At 72.9% G+C, this 10403-nt stretch carries 12 protein-coding genes; 6 read left to right on the top strand and 6 right to left on the bottom strand.

The features are described 5' to 3' along the window. Window positions 1-110 precede the first annotated feature (110 nt). The 3 genes from AB0C78_RS49870 to AB0C78_RS49880 form a co-directional block, all read right to left on the bottom strand. Entirely contained in the window at window positions 111-1340 is a 1230-nt protein-coding gene (locus AB0C78_RS49870; protein WP_360762614.1) for an MFS transporter, read from the bottom strand. A gap of 96 nt (window positions 1341-1436) precedes the next feature. Continuing rightward, complete coding sequence (locus tag AB0C78_RS49875; protein ID WP_360762617.1) at window positions 1437-2234, bottom strand: ABC transporter permease; 798 nt, start codon at window positions 2232-2234, stop codon at window positions 1437-1439. Then, window positions 2231-3184 carry an ABC transporter ATP-binding protein gene (locus tag AB0C78_RS49880; RefSeq protein WP_360762620.1) on the bottom strand — a complete coding sequence of 318 codons (954 nt, stop codon included), beginning with the start codon at window positions 3182-3184 and terminating at the stop codon, window positions 2231-2233. The genes AB0C78_RS49875 and AB0C78_RS49880 overlap by 4 nt, the downstream gene beginning before the upstream one ends. Before the next feature lie 82 nt (window positions 3185-3266). Between AB0C78_RS49880 and AB0C78_RS49885 the strand changes: the two genes are divergently transcribed. Both AB0C78_RS49885 and AB0C78_RS49890 read left to right on the top strand, forming a co-directional pair. Continuing rightward, window positions 3267-3866: a DUF1707 domain-containing protein gene (locus tag AB0C78_RS49885; protein ID WP_360762623.1), complete on the top strand. Its 600-nt coding sequence runs from the start codon at window positions 3267-3269 to the stop codon at window positions 3864-3866. A gap of 5 nt (window positions 3867-3871) precedes the next feature. Beyond that, on the top strand, window positions 3872-4279 hold the full coding sequence (locus AB0C78_RS49890) for an ASCH domain-containing protein (RefSeq protein WP_360762626.1): 408 nt from the start codon (window positions 3872-3874) through the stop codon (window positions 4277-4279). 10 nt (window positions 4280-4289) lie between these two features. Here the strand turns inward: AB0C78_RS49890 and glpX are convergent, their stop codons facing one another. Beyond that, window positions 4290-5324 carry a class II fructose-bisphosphatase gene (glpX, locus tag AB0C78_RS49895; RefSeq protein WP_151545611.1) on the bottom strand — a complete coding sequence of 345 codons (1035 nt, stop codon included), beginning with the start codon at window positions 5322-5324 and terminating at the stop codon, window positions 4290-4292. A 180-nt stretch (window positions 5325-5504) separates the two neighbouring features. Between glpX and AB0C78_RS49900 the strand changes: the two genes are divergently transcribed. Both AB0C78_RS49900 and AB0C78_RS49905 read left to right on the top strand, forming a co-directional pair. After that, window positions 5505-6170 carry a TetR/AcrR family transcriptional regulator gene (locus tag AB0C78_RS49900; RefSeq protein WP_151545612.1) on the top strand — a complete coding sequence of 222 codons (666 nt, stop codon included), beginning with the start codon at window positions 5505-5507 and terminating at the stop codon, window positions 6168-6170. Between the two features lie 20 nt (window positions 6171-6190). Beyond that, window positions 6191-7030: a DUF4245 domain-containing protein gene (locus tag AB0C78_RS49905; RefSeq protein ID WP_360762630.1), complete on the top strand. Its 840-nt coding sequence runs from the start codon at window positions 6191-6193 to the stop codon at window positions 7028-7030. Between the two features lie 42 nt (window positions 7031-7072). On the opposite strand, the gene AB0C78_RS49910 is transcribed toward AB0C78_RS49905, so the two are convergent. Together AB0C78_RS49910 and xseA are read right to left on the bottom strand one after the other, a co-directional pair. Then, window positions 7073-7318, bottom strand: coding sequence for an exodeoxyribonuclease VII small subunit (locus AB0C78_RS49910; RefSeq protein WP_360762642.1), 246 nt, complete (start codon window positions 7316-7318; stop codon window positions 7073-7075). Window position 7319: 1 nt separating this feature from the next. Then, the gene (gene xseA / locus AB0C78_RS49915) at window positions 7320-8534 is read right to left on the bottom strand and encodes an exodeoxyribonuclease VII large subunit (protein WP_360762633.1); all 1215 of its coding nucleotides are present in this window, start codon (window positions 8532-8534) and stop codon (window positions 7320-7322) included. Window positions 8535-8654: 120 nt separating this feature from the next. On the opposite strand from xseA, the gene AB0C78_RS49920 reads away from it, so the two are divergent. Together AB0C78_RS49920 and AB0C78_RS49925 are read left to right on the top strand one after the other, a co-directional pair. Next, window positions 8655-9080: a MarR family transcriptional regulator gene (locus tag AB0C78_RS49920; RefSeq protein WP_360762636.1), complete on the top strand. Its 426-nt coding sequence runs from the start codon at window positions 8655-8657 to the stop codon at window positions 9078-9080. Window positions 9081-9100: 20 nt separating this feature from the next. Next, window positions 9101-10330, top strand: a complete 1230-nt coding sequence (locus AB0C78_RS49925; RefSeq protein WP_360762639.1) for an MFS transporter — start codon at window positions 9101-9103, stop codon at window positions 10328-10330. The last annotated feature ends 73 nt before the right edge of the window (window positions 10331-10403 follow it).

Raw genomic sequence — 10403 nt, forward strand, 5'->3', positions numbered from 1 at the left:
CTCGCTAGCGCTCGCTCCGCGTGCCTGCCCGTGGCGGTGGCTTAGGTTCGGCCTTCCGTGGCTGTGTTCAGCCGGGCCCTCGGTGTCTTTGTCCAGCCGGGTCCACGTGCCTAGGCGAAGGGGCGTTCCATGGCGGGGGCGTTGGGGTCGGCGCCCTTGACCGGCTTCGGGTCGAAGCCCTTCGCCGTCACGAACACCACCAGGATCAGCGCGGCCGGGACGATGAACGCCAGCCGCAGCCCGTGGGTGTGGCTGACCGGCGCGATCGCGCCGACGACGGCGGCGCCGAGCACGAAGCCGACGTAGTTGAAGATGTTCACGCGGGCGACCGCGACGCCGAGGCCGGTCGGGTCGACGCGTCCGGCGGCGGAGAAGGAGACCGGCGCGATCACGCTGAGGCCGAGGCCGGCGACCGCGAACGCGGCGATGGCGACGGCCGCGTTCGGCGCCGCCACCACGCCGATCATGCCGATGATGCCGATCAGCCCGCCGAGCCGCACCACCTGGACGGGGCCCGAGCGGCGGACGCCGAGGTCGGCGACCGCGCGGCTGATCACCATGGTGATCTGGTAGGCGACGTAGCCGAGCGGGGCGACCCAGTCGGCCGCCGACAGCTCGTCGTCCAGGTACTTGGCGCCGTAGCTGGAGATTGCCGAGTCGGCCAGGTAGGCGACCGCCATCGCCGCGCCGACGATCAGGATCGGGCGCCACGGGACGCTGCGCTCGGCGGCCTTCAGCTCCTCGGCGGACGGCCCGTCGCCCTCCTCCTCGCGCCGGTACAGCCGGGGCCCGGTGGCAAGGGAGCCCGCGATGCCGACGACGGCGGCGATGCCGAAGCCGGTGAGGAGCGAGAGGTCCATCTTGTTGGACGCCGACGCCCACAGGCCGCCGAGGATCCCGGCGACGGACCACACCGCGTAGAAGCCGGTGATCAGGCTGACGCCGTAGCGGCGCTCCACCGCGATCGCCTGCGCGTTCATGGAGGCGTCCACCGCGCCGACGAACAGGCCGAACAGGGCGACGGCCCCGTACAGGGCGATGTCGTTGTCGCCGGTGGCGCCGATCAGCACGATGGTGACGGCGACGGCGGGCTGCGCGACCCGCAGCACGAGGCCGCTGCCGAACCGCTTGAACAGCGCGCCCGACACGACGCTGCCGACGCCGGCGATCAGCGGCACCATCAGCAGGACGAGGGAGAGCGTCCCGTCGCTGAGGTGGTGCGTCTTCTGCATCTTCGGGACCTGCGTCACCAGAGAGGCGAAGCACAGTCCCTGGACGGCGAAAGCGGCGTAGGCGGAGACCCGCGCGCGGCGGTCCCGCTCGGTGATGCCCTCGCTCATGCGGTGCGACCTCTCTGCCAACGAAATGTGAAGAAGATTCGCGTCAGCGTAGAGACAGGGTACGCGCCGGGTCAATCATCCAGGAAGACGTGCCGATCAGTCGATCAGCCGCCTGCGCATGCCCCGGACCGCCAGTATCCACATCAGCCCCGCGAACGCCACCAGCGCCCCCAGGTGCCCGAGGTCGGCGAGCGGCCGCAGCCCGAACACGGCGTGCCGGACCAGCTCCACGCAGTGGTACAGCGGGTTCACCCGCGCCGCGTACCCCGCCCAGTCCGGCAGCGCGTCCACCGGGAAGAACGTCCCCGCCACCAGGAACAGCGGCGTCACCACCCCGGTGATCACGTAGTCGAACGAGTTGATCGACGGCACCACCGACGACGTCCACATCCCGAACAGCCCGAACCCGAGCGCCAGGAAGAAGACCATGAACGGCACCAGCAGCATCCCGAACGACGGGTCCAGCCCGAAGAACAGCGCCACCACGATCGGCGTGCACGAGTACACCGACGACTTCGCCGCGATCCACAGCGCCTCCGCCGTCACCAGCTCGTGCACGTCCACCGGCGCCGCCAGGATCGCGTCGTAGGTGTGCTGGAACGCCCGCCGGATGTAGGAGTTGAACATCCCCGGGAACACCGACGTGAACAGCGCCGCCGTCCCGACCACGCCCGTCGCGACGAAGTCGAGGTACCGGTAGTGCCCGACCGCCGCGAGTATCGACCCGAACCCGTAGCCGAACGCCAGCAGGTAGAACGTCGGCTCCACCATCGACGCGAACGACTGCGTCATCCAGTACCGCTTGTACAGCGCCAGCTCGTGCCGCCAGATCCCCTTCAACGGCGCCAGCTCGAAGCGCCGCAGCCGCGGCGCCCGCCCGGCCTCCACGGTCATTCCACTCGCTCCCCGGTCAGCACCACGAACACGTCCTCCAGGTTGGCCGCGCGGCGCACGCCGTCCGGGCCCAGCTCCTCGTCCAGCGACGGCGGGATCGTCTCCGCCTTCAGCACCGACACCGACGGGCCCGTCCGCCGCGTCGGCAGCCCCGCCGCCTGCGCGGCCCGCTCCACCTCGGCCAGCCGGCCGGGCGGCCCGTAGTGCTCCACCACCCGCTCGCCCGCGTACTCCGCGACCAGCTCCGCCGGCGACCCCCGCGCGATCACCTTGCCGTGCGACATCAGCGCGCACTCGTCCGCGAGCCGCTCGGCCTCCTCGATGTAGTGCGTCGACATCAGCACCGTCGTGCCGCGCGACCGCAGCCCGTCGATCAGGCCCCACAGCTCCGCCCGCACCTGCGGGTCCAGGCCCACCGTCGGCTCGTCCAGCAGCACCAGCGCCGGACGGTGCACCAGCCCCCGCGCGATCAGCAGCCGCCGCCGCATCCCGCCCGACAGGTCGTCCACCTTCGTGCCCTGCCGCCCGGTCAGGTGCGCGATCGCCAGCGCGTCGTCCACGGCCTTGCGGCGCTCCCGCCGCGGCACCCGGTACAGGTGCGCGAACACCTCCAGGTTCTCCCGGGCGGTCAGCTCCTCGTCCAGGTTGTCCTGCTGCGGGACGACCCCCATCGCCGCCCGCGCCTGCTTCGCCTGCGCCGGCACCTCGAACCCCAGCACCCGGATGCGGCCCTCGTCCGCCACCGCCTGCGCGGTCAGCATCCGCATGGTCGTCGACTTCCCGGCGCCGTTCGGCCCGAGGAGCCCCAGGCAGCTGCCCGCCGGGACGTCCAGGTCCAGCCCGTCCACCGCGGTGAACGACCCGAACCGCTTGACCACGCCCCGCAGGCTGATCGCCGCCGACCCGGCCTCCCCCTCCTCGGCCGCGAGCTGCGCACGTTGCACCGTCATGCCGTCACCCTAGGTACCGGCCCCGGCGAAACCCATCCATTTTTCTCGGGGTCCCCCGCCGCGCGCCCAGTAACCTCTTGGTGTGGACATCCCCCGCCGCCCGGGACAGGCGACCCGCGTGAGCGACCTGCGCGCCTCCGACGCCGACCGGGAGCGCGTCGCGGCCGTGCTCGGCGAGGCGCTCGCCGACGGCCGGCTCACCCTGGAGGAGCACGCCGACCGCACCGCCCGCGTCTACGCCGCCCGCACCCTCGGCGAGCTCACCGGCCTCACCCTCGACCTCAGCCCCGAGGAGGCCCAGCCCATCCTCGTGGACGACCGCCCGGTCACGGTCTTCTTCGGGCGCGTCCGCCGCGACGGCCGCTGGGTCGTCCCGGTGAAGCTGCCGCTGCTCGCCCTCTTCGGCACCGTCGAGCTCGACCTGCGCGAGGCCGTCCTGCAGCGCAGCCACATCGTCCTCGACTCGATGGTCCTCGCCGGCCGCGTCCGCCTGCTCGTCCCCGAGGGCGTCCGGGTGGACGTCACCGGACGCACCGTCCTCAGCACCCGCGAGCTCCGTACCCGTCCCGCCGCCGAGGGCCCCACCATCGAGGTCGCGGGCACGCTCGTCTTCGGGTCGGTGAAGGCCAGGGCCCCGAAGCGGACCCTCCGCCAGCGCGTCAAGGGCCGCCTGCGACGCTAGCCGCCATGGACGACCTCCCGCCCCTCGAACTCGCCTTCCCCGGCCCCGAACGCGACCGCGGCGTGGCCGCGGTCCTCACCGGCGAGAAGACGGCCTTCACCGGCCTCCTCGAGATCCACGAGAAGGCCGGCGAACCGGTCCCGGCGCCGGGCGACCGGTTCGCCGTGCTGGACTCCGACGGCCGTCCCGCCGCCGCGATCGAGCTCACCGAGGTCCGCGTCGTCCCGATCACGGAGATCGACGACGCCTACGCCCGCGCCGAAGGCCGCGGCTACTCCGGCGCCGCCGAATGGCGCGCCGACCACGAGCGCTTCTTCCGCGGCGACGGCGTCGCGGCGTTCCTCGGCCACCGGCCCGAGATCACCGACGAGACGCTCGTCGTGGCCCAGCGCTTCCGCCGCCTGGAGCCCTGACGAGCGCCCGCTAGACCGCGCTGTCGAAGTTGATCGCGCTGTAGGCGCGGAGCTTGCTGAGCTTGTGCTCGCTGGAGATGGTGCGGATCGTGCCGCTGCGCGACCGCATCACCAGCGAGTGGGTGACGGCCGTGCCCTTGCTGTACCGGACGCCGTCGACGAGCTCCCCGTCGGTGATGCCGGTCGCGGCGAAGAAGACGTCGTCGGACGTGACGAGGTCGTCGGTGGTCAGGACGCGCCCGAGATCGTGGCCCGCGTCGATCGCCTTCCGCCGCTCGGCGTCGTCCTGCGGCCACAGCCGGCCCTGGATGACGCCGCCGAGGGCCTTGATCGCGCACGCGGCGATGATGCCCTCGGGGGTGCCGCCGATGCCGAGCAGGACGTCGACGCCGGTGCCGGGCCGGGACGCCATGATCGCGCCGGCGACGTCGCCGTCCAGGATGAACTTGATCCGGGCGCCGGTCTCCCGGACCTCCTTGACGATGCCCTCGTGCCGGGGCCGGTCGAGGATGCAGACGGTCACGTCGTGCGTCGAGGAGCCCTTCGCGCGGGCGATCGCGCGGATGTTGTCGGCGATCGGCCGCTCGATGTCGACGACGTCGGCGGCCTCGGGCCCAGTGACGAGCTTCTCCATGTAGAACACGGCGGACGGGTCGAACATCGACCCGCGCGGGGCCACCGACAGCACGGCGATCGCGTTGTTCATGCCGAGCGCGGTGAGCCGCGTGCCGTCGACGGGGTCGACCGCGACGTCGCACTCGGCGCCGGACCCGTCGCCGACCTCCTCGCCGTTGTAGAGCATGGGGGCGTTGTCCTTCTCGCCCTCGCCGATCACGACGACGCCGCGCATCGAGACGGTGTTGATGAGCTGGCGCATCGCGTTGACGGCGGCTCCGTCGGCGCCGTTCTTGTCCCCGCGGCCGACCCAGCGGGCCGCGGCCATGGCGGCGGCCTCGGTCACCCGGACCAGCTCCATCGCCAGGTTGCGGTCCGGTGCGGCCGGCTCGGTGGTCAGCGGGGAGGAAACGGTGGTCTCTTCGGACATGACGGGGCGGCCCCTTCGTTCGATGGTGACTCGGATTCTCCGGGGACCGGACGGCGGGTCACAAATTGGACCAGACCAGCCGGTGCGCCGGGGAGACCCGCCCGCGCGCGGGGGTCGTTTTGACCGTCACGCGGGCAAGGGATCGTTTCCCCGTGGGAAGAGGGCGTAATCTCTGGGCTCATGAGCAGCGACATCGACGTCTCGTCCGACGGGGCGGCACAGGACGGGGGCGCGGGGGCCGCGGAGGCGCCCGCGCGGACCTCCGACCGCGGGGCCGCCACGCGCAGCGCCCTGCTGTCCGCCGCCCGTGACGTCTTCTGCGAGGCGGGCTTCGCGCAGGCCGCGGTGACCGACATCGTCGCCAAGGCGGGCGCCAGCGTCGGCAGCCTGTACCACCACTTCAACGGCAAGGCCGACCTGTACCTGACGCTGTTCGAGGAGTTCCAGGGCCGCCAGCAGGAGCGCACCCGCAAGGCGATCAACGCGGTGCGGGACGCGGGCGAGAACGACCCGATGCGGCAGTTCGTCGCGGGCGCCGGCGCGTACCTGGACGGCTGCCTGCGGGAGCGGGACGTCGCGCGGCTGTTCATCTCCGGCGACGGGCCGCCCGGCTTCGACCGGGTGATGCGCCAGCGGCTGAACAAGTGGGCGCGCCGGAACGCCGCCCTGTTCCACACCGCCGACGGCGGCGTGGACGAGGCGCTGGTCGTGGTGCTGACGGGCGCGATGGCGGGCGCGGTGTCGGAGATCTCGCTGATGGACGACGAGGACGCGGCGCGCACCCTCGCGGACGAGATCATGGGCATCGTCGGCACGATCAGCGACCCCCGTACGGAGCAGCCCTGACCGTGCGGGATCCTGGAGGGGTGACCGAGAAGAGTCCCGCATCCGCTCCGGACACCGCCGAGACCGCCTCCGGGCCCGAGCGGCCCGCCGCCGGCGAGCGGCCGCCCGCCGGGGAGCCGCCCGCGGCGTCCGCGGCGTCCGCGGCCGAGGGCGCCGCGCCCGGTGAGGGCGAGGGCGGCGAGGGCGAGGGCGCGCGGACCCCGGCCGAGGGCGAGGCCGCCGCGGCGGCGCAGGGCGCGGGCCGTCCCGTGGTCAAGGTCAGCCCGGCCGTGTACAAGCGGCTGACGACCGGGCTCGGCGGGTTCACGATGGCGATGGGCGCGTGCCTGCTGCTCGTGCTGGCGATCTTCGTGATCACGCCACGCGACAACAAGGAAGTGCTGCCGACCGTCGACTACGCCTCGCAACTGTGGGCCATGCGCGGCGACGCGCCGTACACGGTCTGGGCGCCGGAGGGCCTGTCGCCGCGCTGGCGGCCGACGAGCTCGCGCATCAGCGGGCTGGAGTCCGGCGGCAAGCAGCCGGTGGCCTGGCACCTGGGCTTCGTGACGCCGAAGGGCGAGTACGCGGCGCTGGAGCAGAGCAACGAGAAGGCGGAGGCGTACGTCCCGCGGATGACCAACAGCAGCAAGCCGATCGGCACGATGCAGGTCGCCGGCGAATCGTGGGCGAAGTACCACCGCAACGACAAGAAGGCGAACTCGCTGGCGCGTCCGGGTCCCGGCGGGACGAGCATCGTGGTGACGGGCACCGCGTCCTACGAGGAGCTGGCGGTGCTCGCCGCGTCGCTGAAGCCGCAGGCGAAGCAGGGTGCGGGCCCGGCGCCGTCGGCGTCGGCGCCGGCCACCCAGGGGTCCTGACCCGGGCCCGCGGGCCCGCCCCGGATCCGTGGTCCCCTACGGTCAGAACGGGGCCGGGGCTTCGCCGTCCTCCGGTCCCTTCATGGCGGCGGCGAGCCTGGCGCGCGCCCCCTCGAGCCATTCCTCGCAGACGGCGGCGAGCTTCTCGCCGCGCTCCCACAGGGCGAGGGACTCCTCCAGCGTCAGCCCGCCGGCCTCCAGGCGCTTCACGACGTCGGTCAGCTCGTCGCGGGCCTGCTCGTACGAGGGCTTGCGCTCGGTCGCGTTCTCTTCTGCCACTTTCGTCAGTCTAGGGCTCCTCGCGGCCCGAGACGGTGGCGGTGAGGCGGCCGCCGGACAGCCGGACGTGGAGGCGCTCGCCGTCCTTGACGTCCGCGGGCTCCCGCACGACCGACTCGTCCTCGCGCTGGACGATCGCGTAGCCGCGGTCGAGCGTCGCGGCGGGGGAGAGGGCGAGCAGGCGGGCGCGGGTGTGCGACAGCTCGTCCCCGGCCCGGTCCAGGGCGGACGCCACGCACCGGCGGGTCCGGTCGCGCAGCGCCAGGACCTGCTCGGACTGCCGTTCGATCTCCCGGACCGGGTCGGCGAGGGCGGGCCGCGACCGGACGTTGCGCAGCCAGTGCAGCTCCCGCTCCACCGCGCCGGCGAGGCAGCGCCGGCCGCGGTCGCGGAGCTGCCGGACGAGCTGGAGCTGCTCGCGCACGTCCGGGACGGTCTTCTTCGCCGCGTCGGTCGGGGTGGAGGCGCGGACGTCGGCGACGAGGTCGAGGATCGGGCTGTCCTGCTCGTGCCCGATGGCGCTGACGACGGGGGTGCGGGCGGCGGCGACCGCGCGGACGAGCGCCTCGTCGGAGAACGGCAGCAGGTCCTCCATGGCGCCGCCGCCGCGCGCGATGACGATGACCTCGATCTCGGGGTCGGCGTCCAGCCTGCGGAGCGCCTCCATGACCTCGCCGACCGCGTAGGAGCCCTGGACGGCGGTGTTCTCGACGCGGAACGCGACGGCGGGCCAGCGGCGGCGCGCGTTCTGCAGGACGTCGTGCTCGGCGTCGGAGTCGCGGCCGCAGATGAGGCCGATCTTTCCGGGCAGGAACGGCAGCGGCCGCTTGCGCTCGGGGCGGAACAGGCCCTCGGACGCGAGCACCTGCTTGAGCCGCTCCAGCCGGGCCAGCAGCTCGCCGACGCCGACGGGGCGGACCTCGATGGCGCTGAGCGAGAACGTCCCGCGGTTGATCCAGAAGTCGGGCTTGGCGTGCACGACGACGCGGGCGCCGTCGGTGACGGCGGGCCCGGCGGCCTCGAACACCCCGCGCGGCCCGACGACCCGCACGGACATGTTCGCGACGGGGTCGCGCAGCGTCACGTAGACGGTGCCGCCGCGCGCGTTGAGGTCGGTGATCTGGCCCTCGACCCAGATCCGGCCGAGGCGGCCGATCCAGCCGCCGACCGCCTGCAGGACGGTCCGCACCGGCACGGGGGACTCGGCCGTGGTCTCCATCGCCATGCCCCGAAGCCTACGGGCGCCGGGAGGCGGGCGGCGTGTGACGGACGAGACAGGCCGGACCGCTTCGATACTTAGCCACACTAACTTAGACTGACTAAGTAATTTCCGAGGAGAGCAACCGTGACCGTTCCCGAGAGCGCGCTGGCCGAGCAGCTCAACCGCAGCCTCCGGCACATCGTGCTGATGCTGCGCCGGGTCAGCGCCGACCAGCCGATCACCAGCCAGCAGCTGTCGGTGCTCGGCTCGCTCGAGCACGGCCCGCGCCGCATGACCGAACTGGCCGCCGAGCACGGCGTCCGGCTCCCCACCATGACCGCGCAGATCAACCGGCTGGAACGGGACGGCCTGGTCGAGCGCGGCCGGGACGGCTCGGACGCCCGCGTCGTCACCGCCGCGCTCACCGCGGCCGGCCGCGATCGGCTGGCCGCCGGGCGCGCGCAGCGCATCGGCTTCCTGGCCGAACGGTTCGCGGCGCTGACGGACGAGGAGCGCGCGGCGGTCGCCGCGGCGCTGCCCGCCCTCGACAAGCTCTTCACCGCTCCTTGATCTCTTAAAGGGGGGTCTCCATGCACGCTCAGCCCTCGTCGACCACGAAGGGCGGCGGCATCCTCAGGCAGCCGATGTCGGTGTGGGCCACCGCCTTCGCCGCCGTCGTCGCCTTCATGGGCATCGGGCTCGTCGACCCGATCCTGCCCGCGATCGCCACGAACCTGAAGGCCACGCCGAGCCAGGTCTCGCTGCTGTTCACCAGCTACTTCCTGATCACCGCGGTGGCCATGCTGATCACCGGCTGGGTGTCCAGCCGGATCGGCGGCAAGAGGACGCTGATGATCGGGCTCACCCTCGTCGTGGTGTTCGCCGCGCTCGCCGGGACGTCCGACACCGTCGGCCAGCTCGTCGGGTTCCGCGCCGGCTGGGGCCTCGGCAACGCGCTGTTCGTCGCCACCGCGCTCGCCGTCATCGTCGGCGCGGCGTCCGGCGGCGCCGAGAAGGCCATCGTCCTGTACGAGGCCGCGCTCGGCCTCGGCATCTCGCTCGGCCCGCTCGTCGGCGCCCTGCTCGGCGACATGAACTGGCGGTTCCCGTTCTTCGGCACCGCGGTCCTGATGGCCGTCGGCTTCCTGCTGATCAGCACGCTGCTCAAGGCGCCGCCGAAGCCCGCCGAGAAGACCCGGCTGACCGCGCCGATCCGCGCGCTCGCGCACGGCGGGCTGTCCACCACCGCGTTCACCGCGCTGTTCTACAACTACGCGTTCTTCACCGTCCTCGCCTTCACTCCGTTCGTGCTCGGGATGAGCGCGCACGGCATCGGCCTGGTGTTCTTCGGGTGGGGCGTGATGGTCGCGCTGGCCTCGGTGTTCGGCGCGCCGGCGCTGCAGCGGCGGATCGGAACGGTCCGCGTGATGTACCTCGGGCTGGCGCTGCTGGTGCTGTTCCAGCTCGGCCTCGCCTTCCTCGGACACGACGGGATCATCGTCTGCACGATCCTGTCCGGCATCCCGATCGGGCTGAACAACACCGCGTTCACCGAGGCCGCGATGGAGGTCTCCGACAACCCGCGGCCCGTCGCGTCCGCCGGGTACAACTTCGTCCGCTGGATGGGCGGGGCCCTCGCCCCCTACTTCGCGACCAAGCTCGCGGAAGAGGTCAACCCGCACCTGCCCTACGTGGTCGGCGCCGCCTGCTGCGCCGTCGCGATCGGCGTCCTCGTGACCCGGCGCCGCCACCTGGCGCCGCTGGAGCGCGTCGACATCGACCACACCTTCCAGGACGAGCCGCTTCCCGCCCACACGTGACGGACCGGCCCCGATGATCCCCGCGGCGGGGGGGGGCGACCGCACCGCGCCCCACCCGGAACACCCCCGCACA

This window comes from Actinomadura sp. NPDC048394, from assembly GCF_040651755.1.
Taxonomy (GTDB): Bacteria; Actinomycetota; Actinomycetes; order Streptosporangiales; family Streptosporangiaceae; genus Spirillospora; species Spirillospora montaniterrae.